Source organism: Natronolimnohabitans innermongolicus JCM 12255, from assembly GCF_000337215.1.
Lineage (GTDB): Archaea > Halobacteriota > Halobacteria > Halobacteriales > Natrialbaceae > Natronolimnohabitans > Natronolimnohabitans innermongolicus.
The window spans coordinates 21528-46415 of record NZ_AOHZ01000075.1 but is presented as its reverse complement, the minus strand read 5'-3'; the positions used below and the strand labels follow the sequence as shown (position 1 = coordinate 46415).

General features: G+C 65.6%; 25 protein-coding genes. 13 read left to right on the top strand and 12 right to left on the bottom strand.

The window, feature by feature from the left end; all coding sequences use genetic code 11:
- Positions 1-70 precede the first annotated feature (70 nt).
- On the bottom strand, positions 71-484 hold the full coding sequence (locus C493_RS15535) for a universal stress protein (RefSeq protein WP_007260421.1): 414 nt from the start codon (positions 482-484) through the stop codon (positions 71-73).
- A 305-nt stretch (positions 485-789) separates the two neighbouring features.
- On the opposite strand from C493_RS15535, the gene nrfD reads away from it, so the two are divergent.
- The gene (gene nrfD / locus C493_RS15530) at positions 790-2139 is read left to right on the top strand and encodes an NrfD/PsrC family molybdoenzyme membrane anchor subunit (RefSeq protein ID WP_007260420.1); all 1350 of its coding nucleotides are present in this window, start codon (positions 790-792) and stop codon (positions 2137-2139) included.
- Positions 2140-2186: 47 nt separating this feature from the next.
- Here the strand turns inward: nrfD and C493_RS15525 are convergent, their stop codons facing one another.
- Positions 2187-2873 carry a triose-phosphate isomerase gene (locus C493_RS15525; protein WP_007260419.1) on the bottom strand — a complete coding sequence of 229 codons (687 nt, stop codon included), beginning with the start codon at positions 2871-2873 and terminating at the stop codon, positions 2187-2189.
- A gap of 5 nt (positions 2874-2878) precedes the next feature.
- Complete coding sequence (locus tag C493_RS23485) at positions 2879-3028, bottom strand: DUF7557 family protein (protein ID WP_007260418.1); 150 nt, start codon at positions 3026-3028, stop codon at positions 2879-2881.
- 226 nt (positions 3029-3254) lie between these two features.
- Here C493_RS23485 and C493_RS15520 point away from each other — a divergent pair, with 226 nt between their 5' ends.
- Both C493_RS15520 and C493_RS15515 read left to right on the top strand, forming a co-directional pair.
- Positions 3255-3494: a hypothetical protein gene (locus C493_RS15520; RefSeq protein ID WP_007260417.1), complete on the top strand. Its 240-nt coding sequence runs from the start codon at positions 3255-3257 to the stop codon at positions 3492-3494.
- Between the two features lie 192 nt (positions 3495-3686).
- Positions 3687-4106 (top strand): hypothetical protein, encoded by a 420-nt coding sequence (locus C493_RS15515; protein WP_007260416.1) that lies wholly within the window; start codon positions 3687-3689, stop codon positions 4104-4106.
- Here the strand turns inward: C493_RS15515 and C493_RS15510 are convergent.
- The 3 genes from C493_RS15510 to C493_RS15500 all read right to left on the bottom strand — a co-directional run bounded on the left by C493_RS15510 (position 4103) and on the right by C493_RS15500 (position 6739).
- A complete protein-coding gene (locus C493_RS15510) occupies positions 4103-4783 on the bottom strand; it encodes a DUF4336 domain-containing protein (protein WP_007260415.1) in 681 nt (226 codons plus the stop codon). The two genes, C493_RS15515 and C493_RS15510, sit on opposite strands and share 4 nt — an antisense overlap.
- A 207-nt stretch (positions 4784-4990) precedes the next feature.
- The gene (locus C493_RS15505) at positions 4991-5875 is read right to left on the bottom strand and encodes a hypothetical protein (RefSeq protein ID WP_007260414.1); all 885 of its coding nucleotides are present in this window, start codon (positions 5873-5875) and stop codon (positions 4991-4993) included.
- An 87-nt stretch (positions 5876-5962) separates the two neighbouring features.
- The gene (locus C493_RS15500) at positions 5963-6739 is read right to left on the bottom strand and encodes a hypothetical protein (RefSeq protein WP_007260413.1); all 777 of its coding nucleotides are present in this window, start codon (positions 6737-6739) and stop codon (positions 5963-5965) included.
- Positions 6740-6991: 252 nt separating this feature from the next.
- On the opposite strand from C493_RS15500, the gene C493_RS15495 reads away from it, so the two are divergent.
- Both C493_RS15495 and C493_RS15490 read left to right on the top strand, forming a co-directional pair.
- Positions 6992-8119 carry an aminotransferase class V-fold PLP-dependent enzyme gene (locus C493_RS15495; protein WP_007260412.1) on the top strand — a complete coding sequence of 376 codons (1128 nt, stop codon included), beginning with the start codon at positions 6992-6994 and terminating at the stop codon, positions 8117-8119.
- A gap of 59 nt (positions 8120-8178) precedes the next feature.
- On the top strand, positions 8179-9012 hold the full coding sequence (locus C493_RS15490) for a universal stress protein (protein WP_007260411.1): 834 nt from the start codon (positions 8179-8181) through the stop codon (positions 9010-9012).
- Positions 9013-9039: 27 nt separating this feature from the next.
- Here the strand turns inward: C493_RS15490 and C493_RS15485 are convergent, their stop codons facing one another.
- A complete protein-coding gene (locus C493_RS15485) occupies positions 9040-9597 on the bottom strand; it encodes a hypothetical protein (protein ID WP_007260410.1) in 558 nt (185 codons plus the stop codon).
- A gap of 280 nt (positions 9598-9877) precedes the next feature.
- Here C493_RS15485 and uvrA point away from each other — a divergent pair, with 280 nt between their 5' ends.
- A complete protein-coding gene (gene uvrA / locus C493_RS15480; RefSeq protein ID WP_007260409.1) occupies positions 9878-12841 on the top strand; it encodes an excinuclease ABC subunit UvrA in 2964 nt (987 codons plus the stop codon).
- Between the two features lie 109 nt (positions 12842-12950).
- Here the strand turns inward: uvrA and C493_RS15475 are convergent, their stop codons facing one another.
- Both C493_RS15475 and C493_RS15470 read right to left on the bottom strand, forming a co-directional pair.
- On the bottom strand, positions 12951-13121 hold the full coding sequence (locus C493_RS15475) for a 30S ribosomal protein S14 (RefSeq protein ID WP_007260408.1): 171 nt from the start codon (positions 13119-13121) through the stop codon (positions 12951-12953).
- A 168-nt stretch (positions 13122-13289) separates the two neighbouring features.
- On the bottom strand, positions 13290-14543 hold the full coding sequence (locus C493_RS15470) for an FAD/NAD(P)-binding protein (RefSeq protein WP_049889405.1): 1254 nt from the start codon (positions 14541-14543) through the stop codon (positions 13290-13292).
- A gap of 380 nt (positions 14544-14923) precedes the next feature.
- Between C493_RS15470 and C493_RS15465 the strand changes: the two genes are divergently transcribed.
- The 4 genes from C493_RS15465 (at position 14924) to C493_RS15450 (ending at position 19694) form a co-directional block, all read left to right on the top strand.
- Positions 14924-15343, top strand: a complete 420-nt coding sequence (locus C493_RS15465) for a hypothetical protein (protein WP_007260406.1) — start codon at positions 14924-14926, stop codon at positions 15341-15343.
- Between the two features lie 170 nt (positions 15344-15513).
- On the top strand, positions 15514-16158 hold the full coding sequence (locus C493_RS15460; RefSeq protein WP_007260405.1) for a GNAT family N-acetyltransferase: 645 nt from the start codon (positions 15514-15516) through the stop codon (positions 16156-16158).
- A 193-nt stretch (positions 16159-16351) separates the two neighbouring features.
- Positions 16352-19048: a restriction endonuclease gene (locus C493_RS15455; RefSeq protein WP_007260404.1), complete on the top strand. Its 2697-nt coding sequence runs from the start codon at positions 16352-16354 to the stop codon at positions 19046-19048.
- A 133-nt stretch (positions 19049-19181) separates the two neighbouring features.
- Positions 19182-19694, top strand: a complete 513-nt coding sequence (locus C493_RS15450) for a GNAT family N-acetyltransferase (RefSeq protein ID WP_007260403.1) — start codon at positions 19182-19184, stop codon at positions 19692-19694.
- A 206-nt stretch (positions 19695-19900) separates the two neighbouring features.
- On the opposite strand, the gene C493_RS15445 is transcribed toward C493_RS15450, so the two are convergent.
- The 3 genes from C493_RS15445 to C493_RS15435 form a co-directional block, all read right to left on the bottom strand.
- The gene (locus tag C493_RS15445; RefSeq protein WP_049889404.1) at positions 19901-21199 is read right to left on the bottom strand and encodes an RNB domain-containing ribonuclease; all 1299 of its coding nucleotides are present in this window, start codon (positions 21197-21199) and stop codon (positions 19901-19903) included.
- Positions 21200-21325: 126 nt separating this feature from the next.
- Positions 21326-21619 (bottom strand): DUF7562 family protein, encoded by a 294-nt coding sequence (locus C493_RS15440; protein WP_007260401.1) that lies wholly within the window; start codon positions 21617-21619, stop codon positions 21326-21328.
- Between the two features lie 128 nt (positions 21620-21747).
- Positions 21748-22386, bottom strand: a complete 639-nt coding sequence (locus tag C493_RS15435; RefSeq protein ID WP_007260400.1) for a TMEM175 family protein — start codon at positions 22384-22386, stop codon at positions 21748-21750.
- Between the two features lie 124 nt (positions 22387-22510).
- On the opposite strand from C493_RS15435, the gene C493_RS15430 reads away from it, so the two are divergent.
- The 3 genes from C493_RS15430 to C493_RS15420 all read left to right on the top strand — a co-directional run bounded on the left by C493_RS15430 (position 22511) and on the right by C493_RS15420 (position 24806).
- Positions 22511-22990: an RNA-binding protein gene (locus tag C493_RS15430; RefSeq protein ID WP_007260399.1), complete on the top strand. Its 480-nt coding sequence runs from the start codon at positions 22511-22513 to the stop codon at positions 22988-22990.
- 256 nt (positions 22991-23246) lie between these two features.
- Positions 23247-23918: an SCO family protein gene (locus tag C493_RS15425; RefSeq protein WP_007260398.1), complete on the top strand. Its 672-nt coding sequence runs from the start codon at positions 23247-23249 to the stop codon at positions 23916-23918.
- Between the two features lie 3 nt (positions 23919-23921).
- Positions 23922-24806, top strand: coding sequence for a sulfite exporter TauE/SafE family protein (locus C493_RS15420; protein ID WP_007260397.1), 885 nt, complete (start codon positions 23922-23924; stop codon positions 24804-24806).
- Positions 24807-24888 lie beyond the last annotated feature (82 nt).

Genomic DNA, 24888 nt, shown 5'->3' with positions numbered 1-24888 from the left:
GTCACCCGATATTTCCGGTCGAAACCAACGGCTCGACTCCGGAGACCGCCGCAAGTCGGTGTTGACGGCGTCACCTGACGATCGTCACCGGAACGGGCGATCGACGGGCGATCTGCTCTGCCACGCTCCCGAGTACGACGCGTGACACGCCGGATCGGCCGTGACTGCCGACGATGATTCGGTCGACGTCCCGGTCGGCCGCACACTCGACGACTTCTGATGCGGGACGACCGATCAACAGCGTCGTCTCGACCTCACGACCGAACTCGGCCGCCAGTTCGTGAGCAGCGTCGAACAACGCCTCCGCCTGCGCCTCCCGCTGTTCGCGGAGGGTCGTTGTCCCCAGGTGTGCGAACTCGCCGTAGCCGCTCTCGCGCACGTCGACCACGTGTGCGACGACGACGTCGTCGTGGTGTTCCTCGAGCGCGTACTCGAGTGCCGCCCAACTGGGGTCGGAGTCGTCGAGGGCGACTAACAGCGTCATGCAAGCGCTTGGGCGAGCGAACACTTTACTGTATTGTGTTAGCGTCCGACACACAGAATCGGGAGCCGACCGGAGTACCCTCCGGTTTCGGCGGCATATTTCGGCCGACGGGCCGAAATTACCTGTTACCGACTCGGGCCGACAGTCGACGGCGCGTCGATTACGTCCCAATACAGCATTTCGGTGGTCGAAAACAGCCTCGAAGCCACCGCTATCGGGAGACACCGTTCGGCTCAGATTTGCTTGCAAGGCCAACGCATGGACTAACGGCGCTCCTTACGGTACGCTTGAGAAGCACTGTCACGATGAGTACTAAAACGCCACAGAAGGCCGATATCCTGCGGCCGATACAGAATACGTCGACGAAGTACTTCGCACTGGCCGGTGTCGCTGGGCTTGCGTTCGCGCTCTTCCTCGTGGGCTGGATGTACCAACTCTACGAAGGGATGGTCGTGACGGGACTCTCCGACTGGGGGACCGGCGGCGGCGTCACCTGGGGGCTGTACATCGGTGCGTTCATCTGGTGGGTCGGGATCGCACACGGGGGGATCATCCTCTCGGCGGCCGTCAGGCTGCTGGGAATGGAGCGGTACATGCCCGTCGCCCGGCTGGCAGAACTGTTGACACTCGCCGGCCTCTCAGCCGCCGGCTTCTACGTCATCGTCCACATGGGCCGTCCGGACCGAATGGTCACCAGCGTGCTCGGTCACTACCATATCACGATTCACAACTCGCCGCTGGTCTGGGACGTGACCGTCATTACGGCCTACTTCGTCCTGACGGCGACCTACCTCGCGTTGACGATCCGCTACGACGTCACGCGGCTGCGCGATCAGCTGCCGGACCACTTCGAACCGATCTACAAGCTCCTGACGATCGGGTACTCGGAGAAAGAGGACGAAATCGTCCAGCGAATGGTCTGGTGGCTCGCGCTGGCGATCATCATCATGGCGCCGCTGTTGCTCCACGGCGGCGTCATTCCGTGGCTGTTCGCCGTCATCCCGACGATGCCCGGCTGGTTCGGCGCCGTCCAGGGGCCGCAGTTTCTCACCATCGCGCTGACGTCGGCGATCAGCGGCGTAATTCTCCTCTCCTACGCCTTCCGCTGGGCGTACGACTGGGATCACATCATCACCGACGACATCTTCCGCGGGCTGACGCTCTGGCTCGGCTTCTTCAGCCTGCTGTTCCTCTGGCTCCAGCTTCAGCAGATGACCACCGGCAATTTCGCCGCGCCGCTCGACGTGAGCCAGGTCGCGTTCGCGACGCTCACCCATCCGATCTACATCCTCTCGATGGGGCTCGTCGGCATCGTGTTGGCGTTCATCTTCGCCCAGACGATCCGTCCCGCGCTGTTCACGAGAAAGCGGGCCGTCATCTGCGGTCTCGCCGTGCTGGCGGCCACGCTGCTCGAGAAGATCCTCTTCGTCGTCGAGGGCTTCATGTACCCGACGATGGACGTCTACGCGGCGACGCCCGGCGAGTACTTCCCGAGTCTCATCGAGTTCGCCTCGATCCTCGGAACGATCGGCATGGTCGTCCTGTTCTTCCTCAGCATCGCCAAGGTCATCCCGGTCGTCGAACTCCACGCGATCGAGCACCTCCAGGAGAAACAGGAACACGAACAGGACCGCGAACCGGTCGCACACGACTGAAACGACCCACCGTTTTCGCGTTTGTTCCACCGCTTCCGTTAGCAATGCTACTCAAGCGCCCCAGGGACGGCGTTGGCGATCGACCGAAGCCACGCTTCGCGGTCGTCGGCCTCGAGCGCCGCCGAGGCCGCCCCCGTGGCGTCGACGCCGCAGTCGAACGCCCGCTCGACGTCGTCGGCAGTCCGAACGCCGCCCCCGACGAACGTCCGCGTCGCCGGCGCCGCCGCCTCGACCGTTTCGACGAACGACGCGATCCGCTCCGGATGCGTTCGAATCAGTCCCGCCTCGCTCGCGATGTCGGCCGGTCGTTCGAAAAGCAGGCAGTCAGGGTCGTACGTCAGCGCCGCGCGAGTCTGCTCGCGGCTGTTGACGCAGACGATCGACTCGAGTCCGAGCTCCGAACACCGCTCGAGCAGCCGCGGGACGTCGGCGAACGTCGCCTCGTTTTGCGGGTGGTTGACGAAGACGGCGTCGGCGCCGGCGGCCGCGACGGCCTCGAGCGTCGGCGTGCCGAGCGCGGCGTCTTCGCGTCGCGTCGCGAACTGCGCGACGATCGGCAGGTCCGTCGTTGACGCGACGAGGCGGATGTCGGTCGGCTGTGGCGCGACGGCAAATCGCGTCTCCGTCTCCCGGGCGACGCGGTCGATCGTCCGAGTGAACGCCACTCCGTCCTCGCCGACCGTCTCCGTCGCCGTCTTGTAGTTAACCAAAAAGTACGGATACTCGAGGGCCATCCCGGTCACTCGGAGTATCCTTCCCGCAGAAACGCGCCTTCGGTCTCGTAGATCGTGAGCAACTCCTCCAGGAACTCCTCGTACGTTTCACCCTCTTCGCAGTGGGTCTCGAGTCGCTCTTTCATCTCGTCGCTGATCTCGATAGTGTGGCTCATGGTGGGGGCGGACACCTCCGAACAGACCGTCGTCGCCCGACGGCATATAGTCCGGGGACGCGTTTGCAGTCAGTCGTTCGCCGCTCTGTATTCGCCGTTCGTCTTCGGTGCTCATCCCCGCCGTCGCCGTCGTGTTCCTCGCCCCGTACCGCTCCACGAGTCTCCGTCCCACTGACCGGCACGAGACGGCCGGATCGTTATCCCGGCGGTCGTGGTAGCGTCGACTATGACGCCACAACTGACCGACGACGAGGTCGGCAAGACGGTGATCGACGCCGAGGGCAAGGAACTCGGCATCGTCGCGAAGGTCGAACGCGATCGCGCCTACGTCGATCCGAACCCCTCCGTCGCCGAACACCTGCTGGCGAAGATCGGCGTCGAGGGCGACGATGAGGAGGACTACCTCGTCACCGAGGACATGCTCGAGTCCGTCGGCGACGAGATCAGACTGCGCGGCGACATCTGACCTCGACATCGCTTGCCGTCGGAAACGGGTCGACGACGTCGTCGAAACGGACGGCGGGTCGTCTGAGACGATTCGGCGTTCGACGCGGCGCCGAAGCGGACCGCCGATCCGATACCACCGTCCCGAGGGGGAACGGCCATCCGGAGCGGTACTTCACACAAGATTTTTCGATTACTGTCACGAATTCCGCTCGTGAACCGGAGAGAACTCGTGTCCGCGATCGGAGCCGGAACCGCGGCCGGGATGGCCGGGTGTACCGCTCTTTTCGAGGAGGACGCTGCGGTGGAACTCCTCCGCGTCGGCGTGATCAACTGGACCGACGAGGCGACCGCCGTTCAGGTGCGGGTCATCCTCGGCGAGGCGGTCGTCGAGGAGGTCACGTACGAGTTCGAACCGGAAGATAGCGGGCGCGTTCTCGACTGTACGTGGCCGTCGGACCCCGGCCACTTCGTCGTCGCCGCTCGGCTCGACGCCGACGACGAGTGGGAAGAACGAGACGTGACGGACCCCGACGAATCGTGTGCGGCAGTACACGTTATGGTACACCAGACGACGACTCCGCCGTCGATGCCGGTCAGCAGAGAGTGCGAATTTCACGCCGACAACTGTTAGCGAAGCCAGTCGAACCCCTCGAGAACGGCCCGTTTCCCGCCCGTTTCGACGATTTCGCCGTGACCGGGAATCACCCGGTCGAAGTCCCACGCGAGGACGTCCCGAATCGAACGCCGGAAGCTCTCCGCGTTCGCGATCGTCAGCCGAAACTCGACCGGCGGCCCGACGCGTTCGTACACCCGGAGCGCTCGAGCGACGAGCCGCGTTTTCAGCGGGCTGCTCGAACCGATGTGGAAGCCGACGTCGCCCAGAACGAGCGTTCGACTCGGGCGGTGGAAGTAGGCGAGTTCGGTGAGCCAGCGGTGGCCGACGATCGCGACCTGATCGATATCGGGCGCCCACCGGGGATCGGGCGTGTCGCCGAGTAGGTGATCGAACGTCAGATCGGGACGCCGCGCCGCGAGGCCGGGCGCCGCGAGCAGTTCGGCGTCGGGGTAGGCGGTCGCGTACTGCTCCATGTACAGGTGCCCGTGGAGTTTGCTCGCCGGGGCGACGAACCGAACGTCGCCACGTTCGTCGAGCGCCGCCTCGAGGGCGGGCGTCAGTTCGGCCGGCGACTGGACGAAGAGTCCGCCGCTCGAGAGTTCGATGACGGTCATGATCCGGCCGAGTTCGACCCCGGCGAAGCGAAGCGATTCCGCGTGCGTCCAGAGTCGATCGGCTCGTTGCTCGAGCATCCCGTCTACTACGCTCGAGCGAACAATAAGTGGGCCCGTCGGTCGACGGGTGAGCCCGCCGGGCTCACGGAGAAGTAGCTCGCCGACGTATCGGCGGTATGGTCGCGAAGTCGGTGCGGCTGGGCGTCCTCGAGCGAGCGGTGCCGTGGGCGTTCCCCGTCTGCTACCTCTGGTGGACGCCGGTCCTCGTCTCGAGTGACTCGTCCGTCAGGAGAACTCGAGGAACCCGCCGAAGCTCGCGCCGGCGAACGCGAGCAAGACGAGCGCGAGAAGGGTGTTCTTGGCGATCTTCCACCGGAGACGACCGGTCAGATCGCCGACCGAGCCGCTCGAGAGGACGAGCGACGCCGCCGGGCCGCTGGTCAGCGTGAGGCCGTGGTCGCCCATCGCGAGTTCGCCGTGGACGAGCACCTGCTGGCCGTCGTCGATCCGGTTGACCTGAAACCGGGATCGCTCGCCGGTGCTGAGCGGGCCGAGGTTGATATCGACCGGAAGGTCGGGGCCGAAATCGCGCGGATCGTCGATCCGCGCGTCGACGTCGGGATCGCCGAGGTGGAGCCCGGCGGAATCCCAGGGATCGGCCGTCGTCCAGTCGGTCACGCCGCCGGGGAGGAGATCCCGAGCGGCGTCGCGGTCGAGACGAACCGTCCCCGCGTCGGCTTCGATCTCGAGGTCGCCGACCTCGAGGCCGGCGCGTTCGGTCGTCCACCGGTGTCTGGTGCCGGAGTTCGAACTGGAACTGCGCTTTCGTTTCCGGCGACGGACGCGCCAGGCGACGAATCCGGGGTCGGGACCGGGGTCGACGCCGTCGGTATTGGCTGATTCGCGGTCGCCGGTCGTCGACGTCGACCCGTCGACAGGGGTCGGTTCAGCGCCGGCGTCCGTTCCGTCTCGCGGATCCGGCGTCGGCGCCGGTTCGAGAACGCGAGCGCGTCCGACCAGCGTTACCGTCTCGCCGGGTTGCATCGTCGGCGTCGCGTCCGGGTCGACACTCGAGACCGTTCGATACTGGCCGACGTACGTCCGGACGTTTCGGAGGAAGTACGCGCCGACGGCGAGCAGGACGGCGCCGAATACGTATTGGAGGACCATCTGTTTGATTGATACGATCGCGAATAATAAGGGTTGGTGACGCCGGAACACCGAGGACACGAACCGAACGCGGGACCGCCACCCGCGCTACTCGAGGGACTGCTCGCGCCAGGTCGTCCAGTCGTAGAGTCGCTCGAGTTCGCCGCCTTGCTGGCGGATCGCCACGGCGGTGTTGAAGAGGAAGGCGGCGACGAGCGTCGTGCCGACGATCCAGGCGGCGTCGGCCAGGGCGCCGTAGCCGTCGAGGTAGCTCGTTACGAGGTCGACGAAGACGACGGCGACGACGCAGACGATCGCGGGCAGCAGGTGTCGTGTCAGCGCGGCCAGCGTCGTCCCTTCGTGGACGCGGACGGCCTGCACGCCGTAGAGGACCGCCCACGCCGACGTGAGGACCCACCCGACCGCGACGACGGGTCGGGTCCAGTCGGTGCTGACCAGGAAGGTACCCCACCACGCGGCGACGAAGACGGCGATAACCACGACGTCGGCCCAGGCTGGCAACAGCCGTGATCGTCCGGCGCCGGACCGCTCGGCGTGGTACATCCCGCGGATGCCGAGCGCGAGAAAGAGGATGAAAAACAGGATGGCCCCCTCCGCGAACAGTGCGAGCCACTCCGTCTCGAAAAAGAGCGTGCCGGTGCCGGCAGCGGCGTAGACGACCGCGGCGCCGATGCCGACGAACAGGTACCACTTGGCCTCGCTGACGTCGGCGGCGAGGACGTCGCGGACGTAAATCGACGTGTAGTACAACAGGACGATCGCCGCGATACCGATAGCGAGGTACGCGAACAACTGTCCGATCGCGACCGTCGTTTCGGGATCGCTCGCGTCGAGCGAGATCCCCGGCGTCAGCGCTATGCTCATCAGTTACCCGTTGGTCGGCGACCGAATAAAAGTCTACGCCAGGTTTCCGGCCGTCGGGAACGTCGGGTCTCGTGTCCTCCTTCCGACGGCGTCGGGTGCCGGAAACACCGCCACTATACTGCCGGACAGCAGTCAGTGAGCCGTCGGGCGCGAATTCGCGGTCGGCTCCGACGGCGACGACCGCAGTAGCGCGGCCGATCGTCAACTCGGTCTGTCCGACAGTATAACACGACGGGGACCGAACGACCGACCATGACCCCCACGGAACTCCGCGAGACGATGCCGGCGCTCGAGTCCGGACACTACCTCAACTGGGGCGCGGGCGGTCCGAGCCCGCGACGCGTCGTCGAGGCGGCCGAATCGGCCCTCGAGCACCACGAGTACGACGCCCCGACCGCCGAGGGGCAGTATCCCGCGGCGTTCGACGCCTACGACGAGGCCCGCGAGGCGATCGCCGGACTGATCGGCGCCTCACCGGCGGCGGTCGCGCTGACGGAGAGTACGACGGACGCGATCAACCGCGTCGTGGGCGCACTCGAGTGGAGCGGCGACGACGTCGTCGTCCGCACCGACCTCGAACACTCGGCCGGCATCCTCCCCTTCCAGCGCCTCGAGCGCGAGCACGGAGTCGACGTGCGCGTCCTCGAGACCGACTGCGGCCGGATCGACCTCGAAGACGTAACAGCCGTCGCCGACGAGGCGACGCTGTTCTGCGTGAGTTCGCTCACCTGGACCCACGGCACCCGACTGCCGATCGCGGATCTCGTCGAAATCGCCCACGACGCCGGTGCGCTCGTACTGGTCGACGCCGTGCAGGCGCCCGGACAGGTCCCCATCGACGTGCGCGAGTGGGGCGCCGACTTCGTCGCCGCCGCGGGCCACAAGTGGCTGCTCGGCCCCTTCGGCTCCGGCTTTCTCTACGTGCGCGAGGGACTCGTCGACGAGCACGTACGCGAACTCGCTCCCGCCGCGATCGGCTACCGCAGCGTCGTCGACGAGAACGCCGCGGCGTACGAGCTCGCACCCGACGCCCGACGGTTCGAGGTCGCCACCGCGAGCCCGGCGCCCCACGCCGGCCTGACCGCGTCGATCGACCTGCTCGAGTCGATCGGCCTCGAGACGATCGAGGGACGGATCGAAACGCTGACCAACCGGTTGAAGGACGGGCTCCCGTCGGAGCGGGTGCTGAGTCCGCAGTCGTTCGAATCCGGGCTGGTCACGATCGACGTCGACGACCCAGAGGGGACGGTCGAACGACTCGGCGACCGCGGGATCGTCCTCCGGTCGCTTCCCCGACCCGACGCGATTCGCGCCTCGATCCACGCGTTCAACACCCGCGAGGACGTCGACGCGCTGCTCGAGGGTCTCGAGGCGAGCTGACGCTCCCGCGGGGTGGGAACACACTGTACTTGTAAGTCCCGTCGGCGCGTCGATAGCGTATGTTCGATCGCATCCTCGTTCCGACCGATGGAAGCGGTCCGGCGAACGCCGCCCTCGAGTACGCCGGAGAGATCGCAGCTGTCGAAGCGACGACCGTTCACGTGCTCCACGTCCGCGATCCGGACGCGGACCCGGCCGACGTCGAGGCGTTGCTCGAGGACAGCCGCGAATGGGCAAGCGAGACGGACGGCCCCATCGTCGACAGTGTCGAAACCGGCGAGCCACGAGATGCGATCCTCGAGGCCGCCGCCGAACACGACGTCGACGCCATCGTGATGGGGACCCGCGGCCGACAGGGCGTCGGCCGGCTCATCCTCGGCAGCGTCACCGAGTCGATCGTCCGCGACGCCCCGGTCCCCGTGCTCGTCGTCCGCGGCGCAGCCGACGTTCGGCGCCGGTATCCGCTCGAAACGATCGTCGTTCCGACCGACGGCAGCGGTCACGCGAGTGCCGCCCTCGAGCGGGCCCTCACCGTGGCGAATCACCACGACGCGACGGTACACCTGCTCTCGGTCGTCGACGTGACGCCGGCGGCGATCGACGAGCGAGACGACCTCAGACTCGACCGACTCGAGCGCCACGCCCAGTCGGTCGTCGGCGAGGAAGCGGCGGGAGCCGACCGCGCAGGTATCGAGACGGAAACGGCCGTCAAGTACGGCTCGGCACATCGAACGATTCGTTCGTACGTCGACGACGTGGAGGCGGACCTGCTCGTAATGGGCACGCACGGTCGCAGCGGACTCGATCGACTGCTGCTCGGCAGCGTTACGGAACGCGTGTTGCGGCAGGCGACGGTGCCGGTGCTCACGGTTCGAGCGGCCGGTGGAAACTGAAACTGGACGGACGTCCTCGCGTCGCGCTCACTCGCCGGTCGCGTCGTCCTGGCTATCTGCGTCGTCTGCTTCGGTCCCATCGCCCGTTTCACTCCTCTCGCCCGCGCTCTGGGCGGTCTCGAGCATCGTTTCGCGCTCCTCGAAGTACGCCGGCGCGTCCCGGTCGGCCTCGAACTGGACGACTCGAGTCAGCGCCTCGTCGCCGTCCTCGACGTCGGTCTGGAGTTCGGCGGCGAGTTCGGTGTAGTCGGCGGCCAGATTCTGGAACGCCTGCATCCGCGTCTGTTTCGCCTCGACGAGCAGCTGCTTCTTCTCGACGTCCTGCTCTAAGTCCTCGAACGCCTCGATATCGGGCCCGCCACCGTCCGGTCCCGCCGGCGTCGACGGACCGTCTGTCGCCGGGGTCGCGTTCGTGTGGTCCTCGAGGTAGCTCCGGAGTTCGGCCATGGTCTCGTCGATCTCGGCGAGCAACGCGTCGGCTTCGTCGCGCATCGTCTCGACGCGCCCCGAGAGCAACCCCGCCTGGGTGTGACAGTAGTCGACGACGTCGTCGACCGGCAGGCCGGATCCGGTATCGTCCGTCATGGACGTCCATTGGGGCTACCGACCGAAGTCAGTTTGGTCCGACGAAGGCGTCGTCGGACCGCCGTCCGATCTGGACGACGGTCTCGATCGGCGTCTGGGCCGGCCGGCGTCTGAACTGGCTTCGCGCACGCGTGAGAGGGATGCGGCGAGTGAGAAAATTGCTAGCACACACCACCCTACTGCGCTTTCAGACCCGTTAAGTTGCTTCGGCCGCTGACTTAGTCACAGTGAATCGAGCAGCGAGTCGCGCAGATATTTGGACACCGACTGTCACGAACACATGAGCAAAGACTACATCGAAGTACGGGGGGCAGAAGAGCATAACCTCAAGGATCTCGACGTCACCATCCCCCGCGAGGAGTTTACCGTCGTCACCGGACTCTCGGGGTCGGGGAAATCCTCGCTTGCGTTCGAGACCATCTACGCCGAAGGCCAGCGACGCTATATCGAGAGTCTCTCGGCGTACGCCCGGAACTTCCTCGGCCAGATGGACAAGCCACAGGTCGAGACCGTCGAGGGACTCTCCCCGGCGATCTCGATCGATCAGAAGAACGCCGCGAACAACCCGCGATCGACGGTGGGGACCGTCACGGAGCTTCACGACTATCTCCGTCTTCTCTACGCCCGCGTCGGCACCCCCCACTGTCCCGATTGTGGCCGCGAAGTCGGCGAACAGTCGGCCCAGAACATGGTCGAGCGCATCCTCGAGCTTCCGGAAGGAACGAAGGCCAAACTCGCGGCCCCGGTCGTCCGCGACCAGAAGGGCGCTTTCGAGGACCTCTTCGACGAACTCGTCTCGGAGGGGTACGCCCGCGTCGAGGTCGACGGCGAGGAACACGACCTCACGCTCGAGAAACCAGACTTAGACGAGAATTTCGACCACACGATCGACGTCATCGTCGACCGCGTGAAGGTCTCCGCCGAGGACCGCCCGCGGATCGTCGACAGCGTCGAGACGGCCTTAGACGAGGCCGAGGGCGTCCTGAAGGTCATCCTCCCCGACGCACCGGCCGAGGCCGCCGAAGACCTGGGCGAAGAGGCCCGACGCACGGGCGCGCTGGGCGACGACGGCGAGGATGACGACCGCTTCGTCGTCGAGTTCTCGAAGGATCTGGCCTGTACGCACTGCGGGATCGACGTCCCCGAGATCGAGACCCGCTCCTTCTCGTTTAACTCGCCCCACGGCGCCTGTCCCGAGTGCGAGGGGCTGGGCGAGACCAAGGAGGTCGACGAGGATCTCGTCATCCAGGACGAGTCCAAACCGCTGAAACACGTCTTCGAGGCCTGGAGCTACAACCGCTCGTACTACCAGACCCGGCTCGACGCCGTCGCCGAACACTTCGACGTCTCGCTGACGACGCTGTTCGAGGAGCTCGACGACGACGTTCAGCAGGCATTCCTCTACGGTACCAGCGAGAAGGTCACGTTCGAGCGAAGCACGCGAAACGGCACGCGTCGCAAGCGCAAGCGCTTCGAGGGCGTCATCCCCAACCTCGAGCGACGCTACCTCGAGACCGACTCGGACTCGACCCGGGAACACATCGAGGACTACATGTCGGCGACGGAGTGTCCGTCCTGCGACGGGACCCGCCTCAAGCCCGCCAGCCGCGCCGTGCTCGTCGACGGAACGGCGATCACCGAGATCAACGCGATGAGCATCGGCGACGCTCTGGCGCACTTCGAGTCGCTCGAGGCGGACCTCACCGAGCGCGAGAAGGTGATCGCCGAGGAGATTCTGAAAGAGATCCGCGCGCGGCTGAGCTTCATGGTCGAGGTCGGACTCGAGTACCTGACCCTCGACCGGGAGGCCGCCACCCTGTCGGGCGGCGAGAGCCAGCGCATCCGACTCGCGACGCAGATCGGTTCGGGCCTCGTCGGCGTCCTCTACGTCTTAGACGAGCCCTCGATCGGGCTCCACCAGCGGGACAACGACCGCCTGCTGGACACGCTCTGTGAGCTTCGCGACCTGGGTAACACCCTGCTCGTCGTCGAACACGACGAGGAGACGATGCGCCGCGCGGACAACGTCATCGACATGGGGCCCGGCCCCGGCAAGCGCGGCGGCGAGGTCGTCGTCAACGGCTCCGTCGAGGAGGTCAAAGCGACCGAAGACTCGATCACCGGCGACTACCTCTCCGGCCGCCGCCAGATTCCCGTTCCCGACGAGCGACGCGATCCGGCGGGGGCGCTGACGATCCGCGGCGCCCGCCAGCACAACCTCGCGGACGTCGACGTCGATATCCCGCTTGGCTGTATGACGGCCATCACGGGCGTCTCCGGCTCCGGAAAGTCCACCCTGATGCACGAGGTGCTCTACAAGGGTCTCGCACGCGAGATGAACGATAACACGAGCGTCATCCCGGGCGAGCACGACGCCCTCGAGGGACTCGCGGAGATCGAGACCGTGCGGCTGATCGACCAGTCGCCGATCGGCCGCACGCCGCGATCGAACCCCGCGACCTACACCGGCGTCTTCGATTACATCCGCGAGCTGTTCGCCCAGACCAAACTCGCCAAACAGCGAGGCTACGAGAAGGGGCGCTTCTCGTTCAACGTCAAGGACGGTCGCTGCGAGGAGTGTGGCGGCCAGGGCACCGTCAAGATCGAGATGAACTTCCTGAGCGACGTCTACGTTCCCTGCGAAGAGTGTGAGGGGGCCCGCTACAACGACGCCACGCTGGACGTCACCTACAAGGGCAAGACCATCTCGGACGTACTCGACATGGAGGTCGACGAAGCCTACGAGTTCTTCGAGTCGAACTCCCAGATCCGTCGCCGCCTCAAGCTGTTGAAAGACGTCGGACTCGACTACATGACCCTCGGCCAGCCCTCGACGACGCTTTCCGGTGGTGAGGCCCAGCGGATCAAACTCGCCGAAGAGTTGGGGAAAAAAGACACCGGCGACACCCTCTATCTGCTCGACGAGCCGACGACCGGACTCCACCACGAGGACGAGCGCAAGCTGATCGAGGTGCTCCACCGGCTGACCGACAACGGCAACACCGCCGTCGTCATCGAGCACGAACTCGACCTCGTCAAAAACGCGGACCACATCATCGACCTCGGTCCGGAAGGCGGCGAGCACGGCGGCGAAATCGTCGCCACCGGCACGCCCGAGGAAGTCGCCCAACTCGAGGACTCGCACACGGGTCGCTACCTGCGCGACCTGCTCCCGAAGGTGGATCTCGAGGGGCCCCGCGGCGAGCGCGTCGAGCCCGTGACGGCGCCGATGGACGACGACTGATCGGCGGTCGAACGGGCGCTTACTCGCTCATACGGTCTACTGTAGTCAATTACCGCCGGTCGACAGGACGGGTTCGGCGATCGGCGGTAAATCGTTACAGCAGTCCGTCTCAGTCGTACTTTCGAAAGCCGATATCGCGAGCCATCTCGCGAAACGCCTGTCGACTTAACCAGATATCGTACTTGCCGATTAGTCCTTGCTCGCGACCGGTCGCTCTGCAGACGCGGGTTTGACCTGTTCGTTCCTCCGCTTCGTCCGTGGATTCAGTGTCGTCAGTCATCGGTGTCTCAGCGACGTGGCGCGCTATGGCCTCGTTCCGTTGCGCCGATCGCCGTAGGCAGGGTACAGGCTCGAGGGGAAAATAAGTTGCTAATAGCAGAGGATGGTTTATTAAAATTCGGGGAGCCCGTGTTCGGTGCGAGGCGAACATCGAATCGACGACGCCCGACTACTCACGTGTTCGAACGGCGGACGACCCCGAAGCTGATGGCGACGTTTCGAGTTCGTCGTCGAGCCAGTCGAGAACGACCGTCCCGGCTCGCCGGGCGCCGATGACGTTGCGGGCGAACGGACCGAGGGCCTGCTGGGCGGCGACGCCGGAGACCGCGATCCGCGACGGCGAGCCGTCGGCCCGAAGCCAGCGGAGCGTGTCGTCTTCGAGCACCGGCGCACCTCGGTATCCGGTCCGAAGCGACGGATCAGCCCGGAGGCGAGAGAACAACGCACCGTCGTACGGCGAGTCGAAGCCCGTCGCACAGACGAGCCGGTCGAGACACCGTGCAGTGCCGTCCCGACAGGTGACGACGACGGTGCCGCCGGCCGCGGTCGCAGTCGTGATCGCCGTTCGCTCGAGGGCGACCGAGCCCGTATCGATCGCCCGCCGCAACCGACGAAAGACGTACGGCGGCATGGCGCCGTCGTGGCGCGCGTCGGCGACCGTTCGAGCCCGGTCCTCGGACGCCGGCGGCAGTTCTCGGAGGTCCGCGACGGGTCCCGAGAAATGCATCCAGTCGGTCCCGGCCTCGAGGGATTCGACGCGAAACGGGCTCCGAGCGAACAGCGTCACGTCTCGACCCGGTTGTGCGAGCATGGTCGCAACCTGCGCCGCCGTGATTCCGCCGCCGACGACGCCGGCCGAAGCGAATTCGTCGATCGCGTCGGGATCGAACTCGCGATCCCAGACGTGCGAGACCGGTGCCGACGCTGGAAGGTCTGCCGCCCAGTCTGGACAGGTATGGGACCGATCGTGGCCGACGGCGAGGAGACACCACCGCGTAGTGTGGCGGCCGGCCGACGTCTCGAGGACGACACGATCGCCGCTGTCGGTGACGTCGGTGACGGCCGCCTCGACGACGAGCGATTCGAGATCGACCCGCTCACAGACCGCATCGGCATGATCGAAGAACAACGAGAGCGTCGGCCGATCGGCACCCACCTCGCTTCCGACGAGTTCGTCGCCGCGGTTTCGGCGACGAGCGAAGTCTCGCAGCGAGAACGGATCCGAGTCGACGTGGTGGACGAACGGCGACCTGAGTTCGGCCATGCCACACTGGGCGCACTTGCGACGAAAGCCGCCGAGGAGGCCGTCCGGTTCGACGATTCGCAGTTCGGATCGATCGACGAGTCCCGATTCGAGCAGTCTGATCGCCAGGTGGACGCCGTGTACCCCGCCGCCGACGATCGTCACAGTCGTGTCAACCACTGGTTCTCGACTGTTATTATTTCGACTACCTATATTAATAACTACGGTGCAGTGCAACACTGATGGGTGATGGACGCCCCTCCGGCCACCAGCCGAAACCGCCGCCAGCATGCGACGACGAGTGAGACGGATTGCTGTACCGATGTCCCGGCGCAACTGCGACCCGAGCGGCGGTTGCGCCGGAACTGACGGACGGTAACCCGTATGAGTCCCTGTGCGGCGTCAGTTCGATCCAGTTGGGCCGTCTCGATTCCGATTTCGCCACCGACCCGGTCCCCGACGCCCCACCGAGAATCGACCGGCACACTCTCACACCGTCCGGGCGGCATCACGCTAGCGATCCGAACGGTTAACGACGACGGCGTCCGAACTGGCGGCCGATGAACGCACAGAAGCGCGTGATTCGCCACGGCCTCGTCGGCGGCGGATTCGTCACGCTGTTGCTGGCCGCCAGCTTCGTCGTCGTCCTCGGCGTGCCGACGACCCCCGGAACGGTCGGCGTCGTCGTCTGGCTCGCCCTCGTCGGCCTCGCGATGTTCGCCGCCGGCCGCTGGGAGCGCGTCCTCCTCGGCTCGACCACCCTCGAGTGGCCGCGCCTCGCCGGCATCGCGATCGGCCTGCTCGCGGTCGGCTGGGGCGTCGTCAGCGCGGCGAGTCTCCTCACCGGCGACGGCATCACCGGACTCGGCCCGCTCGAGGCCGTCCTCACGCTCGGAGTCGTGGGCTACTTCGCCTGGTTCGCCAAGGAGTGTTGGGTCGGCGGCGATCGGATCGATTCGGAGACGTTTACGGTCGAGTGAGGCGGCGACGCCGAACACGGGATGCCATCGACCGGAACCGGCCACATCGAACGACCAAACTGACCGATATACAACGAGCTCGAGAAAGTCGCAAACGAACGTATCAGCGCCTGTAACACCGCTCACGGGCCGGCCACGGACTTTTTGTCGTCGGCCCACTACACCGACACGTGACGCGAGACGTGCGGCCGGCGACGCTCGAGGACGTCTGGGCGATTCACGAGACCGCCCGCGCCAGCTGGCACGCCGCCTACGACGACATTCTCGGCGCCGAGCGGGTCGACGACGTCGTCGACGAGTGGTACGCACTCGGCGACCTCGAGTCGGCGATAGCGGGGACGACGGACCGCGCCGATGCTGTTTTTCTCGTCGCCGAGCCGCGAACCGCGGACCGCGGGACGCACACCAGGGAGACGACCGTCGACGGACCAAGCGCCGCCGTGAACGCCGAAGCGAACTCCAGGACCGACGGCGGACGACCCGACGCGGACCGCACCGAGTTCGACCGCGAGTGCGCCGGATTCGTCCACGCGATACCGTGGCCGGAGGACGATTCGGTCGCCTACCTCGCGCGCCTCCACGTCAGTCCGGACGTCTGGCGCGACGGCACCGGAACGGCGCTCGTGACCGCCCTCGAGGACGAGCTTCGGGGGTCGTTCGATCGACTCCGACTGGCCGTCCTCGCGGACAACGACGGCGGCCGCTCGTTCGCCGAATCGCGGGGGTTCGACCCCGTTTCGAGGCGGCCGAACGGGCTGGCCGCGGGACTCGAAGAGTACGTCTACGAGAAACCGATCGCGGACGCAAACCGGTAGCGAGAGCGGCTCTCGAGTCACCGGCCGCTTCGTCTCGACGACGCGGACCGCCTCGCACACCGAGTCGGATCGACGTTCCATCGCGTTCGAAACGGCTGCTCGAGAGCGACGAGCCCGACGCCGTCGAGTGATTCGTCCGCGGCGCCGACCCAAGCGTTTAATCTCGCGAAGAGTCTCTCTTCGCGAAGAGCGTATGTTTCGACGGGATTTTCTTCTGACAGGTGGGGCGGCGACGCTCGGCGTGGTCGGCGCCGCGACCGGGATGGACCGCGTTCGGGGAGCGCCGGACGACGCCGCGGCGGCGTACGGCCTTCCGCCGGTCGCGGAGTGGACTGCGAATATCATCGCCGACCCGCCGTCGGACTGGAACGTCTCCGGAGAGACTGTTCCAGGTAGTCAGCGCATGACCGTCGCCGGATCGACGATCTATACCGTTCACAACAGGGAGTCGGCGGGGTTCGGCGAGTACGACGCATTTCTCGCCGCCGTCGACGCGGAGACGGGATCGGTCGAGTGGCTCGCCGGCTACGACGAGCAACTCAGTCAGCCCGCCGTTCTCGAGGAGACGCTGGTGATTTCCGGCACGGAGACGGTGTTCGCCGTTTCGAGAGACGACGGCAGCGAACGGTGGCGCCGGGAGACGGCGGGGCGACACCCGACTCGGGCGTCGGTAGGCGAGGACCTGTTTCTCGTGAGTTCGATCACCTACGAGGGGGACTATCGGCACCGAACCGATGACGACGGCGGCGCCGTCGAGGCGTTCGACCGCGAGACGGGGCGAAAGGAGTGGGAAGCGCACGGATCCGGGTTCTACGCGCCCGTCGTCGACCGCGACAACGGCCAGTTCTACGTCATGAACGGAGCGTGGTCGGGCTTCCCGGAGTTCGAGTTGACGATCGAGCCGCGGACGCTGCAGTGTCGGAACCTCGAGTCGGGCGCGCTCCGCTGGGAACGAACGCCGGCGGGCAACTTCGACTTCCCGTCGATCGTCGACGATACCGTGTTGCTCCCCGAGTTCGAGGGTTCCGTCTCGGCGTACGATCCGGCCGACGGACGCGACCGGTTCTCGATCGCCGAGACGACGCTCGAGGGGACCGCGACGGCGGCGTTTACCCGGGCGGACAACTGGTACGTGAGTTCGGTCGGCGGGCTCACCGCGATCGATCTCGAGCGCGAGTCGATCGTCTGGAGCGCGGACCTCGGTCCGGTCTGGCGCGCCGGGATCCTCGACGGACTGCTGGTCGCCGTGGTCGACGGGGACGAACTCGTCTTCCTCGATCCGGCGACGGGGGATCGACTCGGTGAGCACGCGCTCGCGACGACGATCGACGGCTGGGCGATCGGAACGGATCGATTCTACGTCGCCGATCGAACCGAGATCACGTCCTACGTCGGTCGGCGAGCGGCCGTCGGTAGCCGGATCGAGGAAGTCGACGAGCAGGGGACGTTCGGTCGGCTGTCGGCGACGCTGGCGGCGTACTTCGGCAAGCCGGGAAAGGTGGACGACGCGCGAGCATCTCTCGAAGCGGGCGAGTACGACCGAGCGGAGGAGGCCCTCGAGAGCGCCGAACGACGGCAGAACGGGGCGGACCTCCTCGTCGGTGGCACCGGTCTCGGCGTCGTCGCCGGCGCAACCGGCTACGCCGGGAAACGCGCGTACGACAGCCGTCGACGAACGCGAGCCGCCGAATCGTTCGACCGACTCGAGTCGCGCTGTGACGAGTTGGCAGTGAGGCTGGACGGCGGGACGACCGGCCTCGAAACGCTCCCCGAGAACGTCCGACCGAGTGCCGACGCGCCGTTCGACGAAATCGAAGCGACGCTCGAGCGGTTCGAGAACACCCTCGACGCCTACGAGAACCTCCTCGACAGGGCAGAGCGGGTCGAGACGCGGCACGAACGACTCGACACGCCGGTACGCGCCGACCCCATCGTAGACGTGATAGCCGCCGCTCGAGACGAGGTTCGAACGGGATCGACCGCCGAGATCGTCACCCGTCGGGAACAGCTTCAGACCGCCGCCGAAACGCTCGAGCGGGCCGAAGAGCGTGATGACCTGCTTCAGGACCTCGGCCCCTACGCCGGCGCTCCGGGCGTGGCCGCGTTGCGATCGCAACTCGAGTCGCTCGCGGTGGCCGAGACCGACGACGACGCCGACGTGACGGCCGAACTCAGTCGCTGTGAGAGGACTACCGAACTCGTCGAGCGACTCGCTCGCGTCGACGAGTGGGGGCGCGTCGAAACCGACGACTGCTGGGAGCAACTCGCCGACGCCGTTCGGAACCGACGGGAACCGCCGCGGCGCCTCTCCGAGACGGTACGTGCGTGCGAAACCCTCCAGGAGCAGGTGCGAGCGGTTGACTCGTTCCGGGATCGAAACCGACCGGAGTACACTGGAATCGACGACGGAACGCTCCGAGCCGCGGTTCGGCGAGCGCTCGAGCAACGGGACTCGTCGATCCTCGCGGAACACGTGAACCGAATCTCCCGGATGGAGGAGGCCATCTGGACGACCGCCGATCTCCACTCGTTTCACTGGGCCGACTTCGAGGTGCTGATCGGCGACCTCTGGGCGGAGATGGGCTACCGAACCGTCGTCGAAAAGCAGACGGGCGACATGGGCATCGACGTCGTCGCGGAAAATGGACGAGAACGGATCGCCATTCAGGTCAAGAACTACGCGGCCGACAACACGGTCAGCAACGGCGTCGTCCGCGAAACGGGGGGACTCTTACCGCGCGGCTTCGACAGGGCCATCGTCGTCACGAGTTCCTCGTTTACCCAACCGGCACGCGACGAGGCCCGAACGTACGGCGACCGACTCGAACTCGTCGATGGAACCCGATTGGTGAACCTGTTAAATCAGTCGCCGCTCGTTCCACCCCGGTGATCGACGGGACCCTCGAGTTCACCGAAACAAAGCGATTCGATCCTATCACGAGGCGAGCGAAGCGCCCGAGGAACGAGACGGACGGCTGAGAACCCGCCCGGACACTTTTGATCGATCGATCGCTCCGATTCGTATGGACTGGACAGTCCGTTATGCGACGCCGGCCGACGCAGCGACCGTCCGCGAGGTCGCTCGCGAGAGTTGGCACGCCGCCTACGACGACCTCCTCGGTCCGGAGACGGTCGACGAGACGGTTTCCGACTGGTACGCCGCCGACGACCTCGAGGCGTCGATCGACGACGCGAGAACGCGGGACGGCGCCGCGTTCCTGCTCGCGACCGCGAACGACGAGGGAGCGGGATTCGCCCACGCCGGCCGCCTCGACGGCGGCGGAACGGCCCTGTTGTCTCGTCTGTACGTTCGCCCTGATCGATGGGGCGACGGCGCCGGAACGGCGCTCCTCGAGCGCGTCGAGGCCGAGCTTCGACCACCGTGTGATCGGCTCCGAGCGGTCGTCCTCGCGGCCAACGAGGTGGGCGTCTCGTTCTACGAATCGGCCGGGTTCGACCGCCTCGAGACGAGACCGTCGGATCTGGGCGACGGACTCGAGGAGCACGTCTACGACCGTTCGCTCGCCGATCCCTGAGTGCGTCGAGTGCTGTCGCGAAGCGATACGTTGGGACGTTCTATAGTAGCCACTGAAACGAGTTTTACACGGATCAAAACGCCGTACTGCGAGCAGGTGTGCAGTGACGGTCAGTGGCGACTATACATGACGAGCGGTTCGTCGAAGCAGTCTTGGACCTTCTCGAGCGGAACGGGAAACACCGAGCGTGACCGGATCGGCCGAGCCTACAGCGTCTTCTCGGCCTCGCTTTCGTCTACGACCTCGATGCCGCGGTTGTTGACCGCCATCGGATCGAGACCGACCTCCTGAAGGAACTGCTTGTACTCGCGTTCGCACTGCTCGGCGTCCTTTTGCTTATCGCTGGCGCGATCGCAGAGTTCGATCAGGTTCTCGGGAACGTCGTTCTGGTAGACGATCCAGTGGTTGATCAGGTCCGAGAGCCGTCGAATCGGGCTCGTGAAGTGGCCGTAGATCTCGAAGTTCAGCGCGTGGTGGCCGCCGAACGGGTCGTTCATGTACTTCGCGCGGGGCATGACCTTCATCACGGCCCACTGGATCTTGTCGAGTTGCCGGCCAGGGGCCTCCTCGAGCGTCGCGTTGACGGCCTTCCGTGGATCGTCCCAGGAATCGCCGGGGATGGAGACGCCGTCTAAGTCCTGAATCTCCCGTAGCGCTTCGGACCACTCGTCGGGGCTTGGCTGCGGGTGGACGCGGTACATCGCTTCGACGCCGCGTTCCCACATCAGTGTGTGCGTGACAGCCTTGTTGGCCTTCAGCATACACTCCTCGATGATGGTGTGGGCGCGGTCGCGGGAGGGGTTGAGCACGAGGGAACCGTCTTCCTTGCGCTGTTCGTGCATCCGATCGGCGAGTTCGTGGACGAGTTTGTTCTCCTCGTGGAGCGGGGCGTCGGGGTCGTCCAGTCGGTTCTCGGCCTGCGAGTAGGTGAGTCGTTCGTCGGACTCGATGACCGACTTGTAGATCTCGATATTCTCGTAGCCGAGGTGTTCCTTGTCGAGGTGCATCTCGACGGTGTGGGCGAAGCGCTCCTCGTCGGGCACGAGCGAACAGACCGACTCCGCCAGAATCGGCGGCAGCATGTGGATGGTGTAGCCCGGGAGGTAGACCGTGTTCGAGCGCTCGACGGCCTCGTCCCACATCGCCGTCTCGGGATTGACGTAGTGGGTGACGTCGGCGATGTGTACCCAGAGAACGTACTCGTCGTCGCGCTCCTCGATCGAGAGCGCGTCGTCGAAGTCCTGGGCGTCGATCGGGTCGGTCGTCCACGTCGTCAGGTCGCGCAGATCCGTTCGCTCGTCGATCTCGTCGTCGATGTCCGCCTGGACGTCGCCCGTCAACTCCTTCGCTTCTTCGAGGACCTCGGCCGGGAACTCGTCCCGGATCTCGAACTTCTCGAAGAGTTCCTCGCGTTTGTTCTCGAGATGGCGCGCGAGGTCGTCGGAGATTTCGACGGGGCCCTGGCCTTCGGCCGTGCCGGCCTCGGCCTGTGCGTCGTTACTCATACCGGGGCCTACGGACGAAAGGGTGAAAGTCGTGTCGGGATGGGCGTCGCGGTCGACCGTTCTCGAGTCGCGGACTCGGGTCCCCACGCCACCGTCGAACAAACGAACATCGAGAACCGCAGTCGCTCAGGACTCCTCCTCGAGCGTGCCGTACCGCTCCTCGACAGTTTCGAGATACGTCGAGAGAAACGCCGTCTGCGAGGTTTCGCCGGCGCGACTCTCGACGAGCACGTCCTCGAGTTCGTCCCGCGGGTAGTGACAGAGCTCATCGTGACAGGATTTGCATAGGTGTTCGAACTCCTTGTCGTCGCGATCCCACCGGTCGCCGTGTTTGTCGTACTCGCGGGCCTTCGACCGCGTCACCTCGTCGCCACAGGCGAGACACGTGACCGTCTCAGTGTTGGTCCGGGAGGGCCACATACGCTTACAGAGGTCGTGCTAATACTTAGCAATTGTCGCATTCGTCACCTGTTCCGACTCTCAGGACGCGCAATCGGTCACTGAGCGGGGTTGTTCGGCCCCGCTCGAGGCCGGACGGGGGGGAGCGACTATGCCCCTCCGGCCACGTCGCCGTCGACGCGAGAATCGCACCCGCGGCGGTAGTAGCGAACCCAGAGGAGTTGCAGCGGGACGATCAGTACGGGCGTGACGAACGCGGCCGGAAGCGAGACCGCGGCGACCGCGACCGAGAGTCCGAAGACGGCCGGAGAGATCAGTCCTCGAACGGCGACCAGTCGCTCGGTTCGCGCGTCGATCGCGTCGACGGTGTGGCCCGCTCGAGCGGCGTAGCTCCACAGCGCGGTCAACAGCAGGCCGACGACAACGAAGTTGGCGGCGTACAGCGTCCAGGCGAACCGCGTTCCGTACAGCCCCACCAGCTCCGTCGGATACGGGAGAAACGAGATCGAGAGCAGAAAAAAGAGGTTGAGCCACAGCAACAGGCGGTCGTGGCCCTCGATGTACTGGAAGAGATTGTGGTGGATGACCCAGTAGAGGCCGACGACGAGAAAGCTCAGCAGGTAGGTGAGCAGCAGCGTCTCCTGGTCGGCGACGGCTCCCGGCAACTCGGCTGCGGGGACGTCCGGGACCTCGAACTGCAACACCAACAGCGTGAGCACGATCGCGAACAGACCGTCGCTCAACGCCTCCATTCGATCCGTTCCCTCGCCGCCGAGCGCTCCGAGCATAGGTCGTCTACGGCTCGAGAGGACGAATACTCATCCCTCGTTCCAGTAGCAGCGACGACACCGCCGCCAGCGCCGTCGAGCGATGAACCCGATCTGTTATATGGGTCTGGAGGGAAGGGCGGGTATGCAGGTCAAGTCTCGACATCACCTCCGAAGCGACGCCGTCTCGGACGTCGAGGCGGCGCTCGAGGACCACCTCGGCGTCACGCCCGACGGAGACGCCTACGAGCGCGTCGAGTTCGAGGACACCGACTGGGAAGTCGTCCTCATCGACGGCGAACCGCAGGTCGCCTACTTCGACGAGGAACCGTTCGTGACGGTTCGTGGCGCCAACGCCTACGAGCCCGAAAAGCGCGTAGTGACCGTCGATTCGGGCGCAATCTCCTTTGTCAGCGACGGCGCCGACGTGATGCGGCCGGGGATCACCGAGGCCACCGACGACATCTCGCCGGAGGATCTAGTCGTCATCGCCGAAGAGTCCCACGGGAAGGTGCTGGCCGTCGGCCGCGCCCGCGTCGAGGGAGCGGAGATGACCGGCGACGAAGGCAAGGTCATCGACTCGCTGCACCACGTCGGCGACGAACTCTACGAGTTCTCGGGCTAGTCGTCGCTCGTTCGGCCACTCGAAGGCCATCGCCGAACTGCGAAACGATAGTAGCTCTTGCAAGTCACTGCACACCCGATCGCAGGACCGCATTGCGGTCAGTGTGTACATCGTTGCAAGAGCTGCTATACGTCAGCCCGTCGACGTCGTGTCGCTGCACGTTCGAATTGTCGTTCCGTCGAAACAACGCTTCTTCGGCCCGTATTCGACGTTTATACCAGATGCTACTTGCGCGTCCAATAGCTAGTTTCTCGTAATGAACCGCCGCCGCGCGTTGTCCCTCGGAGTAACGGCCGGACTGACGACTCTCGCCGGTTGCCTGACCGGTCTGCTAGACGACGATTCAGCCGAAAACGTCGTCCTCGAGCCGCCAGAGGAGGACATTCAGGGAGATCCCTCCTACCAGACCTACGGAGAACCGTTCCCGGCGTTCGAACTCGAGGACCCGATCGCCGAGACGACCATCGACGTCGAGTCCCTCACGGACACGCTCGTCGTAACTGCCTTTTTCGCGTCCTGTCCCACGGAATGTATTCCGCTGATGAGTTCGTTCTCACAGGTCCAGACGAACGCGGACGAACGGGGTCTCGAAGACGAGACTCGGTTCCTCGCGGTGACGTTCGATCCCGAACGAGACACTGCCGATGCGCTTCGAGAGCACGCCGACATGATGGAAATCGATTACGAGGCGGATAACTGGCACTACCTTCGGCCCGAGGACCACGAGATGGCCACGTCCGTCGTTTATGACGACCTCGGCATCTTATTCGAGCGCGAGGGTGTCGGATCCGAGTACGACTTTATGCACATCACGGTCACGTTCCTCGTCAACCCCGACGGATACGTCGAGCGAGCCTATCGTGGGGAAGACCCCGACCCGGAACAGATCACAGCGGATCTCGAACAGGTTACCGACGGCTTCGAGTGACCAATGAGAGAGATCGTCAACGGGTTCGGACTCGAGTCCTGGTCGCCGCCGCCTTCGCTGTCCGTCTCGCAGGTCGTCCTCGAGCAGTGTTACGATCCGGCGATCGATCCGACCGCGATCGAGCCGGTCAGCCTCGTCGTCTTCGCGCTGATTGGACTCCTGGGCGGCGCACACTGTCTGGGGATGTGCGGCCCGCTGGTGACGACGTACTCGGATCGGTTGCGCGCCCAGAACAGCGGGCCGTCGGCCCGAAACGAACTGACGGTCGGCATGGTCAAACAGCACGCGCTGTTCAACCTCGGCCGGACGGTCAGCTACGCGCTTATCGGCGGACTGTTCGGTCTCGCGGGATCGCTTGTTTTCGTCTCCCCACAGGCGGTGACCGCAGTCGCGACCGACGTTCACGCGATCGCCGGGATCGTCGTCGGCGCGCTGATCGTCGCGATGGGCATCCACTACCTCGTCGGGCGCGGTCTCGTCGGCGGCGCAGTCGATTTGCCGCTCGTTCAGCCGGTCCTCGAACGAGTTCACGGTCGGCTCCTCGCGAACGTCGACACCTGGGTCGGCGATAGCCGGATCGCTGGTCTCGGCGCGGTACACGGCTTGCTCCCCTGTCCGCTACTGTACCCGGCATTTCTCTACGCGTTCGTCCAGGGATCGCCGTCGGGCGGCGTCCTCGCGCTGGCCGCGCTCGGAGCGGGAACCGTCCCGTCGATGTTCCTGTACGGTACCGTGTTCCAGTCGCTTAGCCTCGAGACCAGGATGAAACTCCACCGTGTACTCGGCGTCGCGTTCGTTGTGCTCGGGTACATCCCGCTTCAACACGGGCTCGCGACGCTCGGTATCCACCTTCCGCACATCCCCTTGCCACACTATCAACCCCTGTAAACTACTACGGTCGGACGCTGCGGATCCGCGGGCTCGCGCGTTCGATCCTTCGATAGCCGTACCAGACCGACTATTGCAGCAA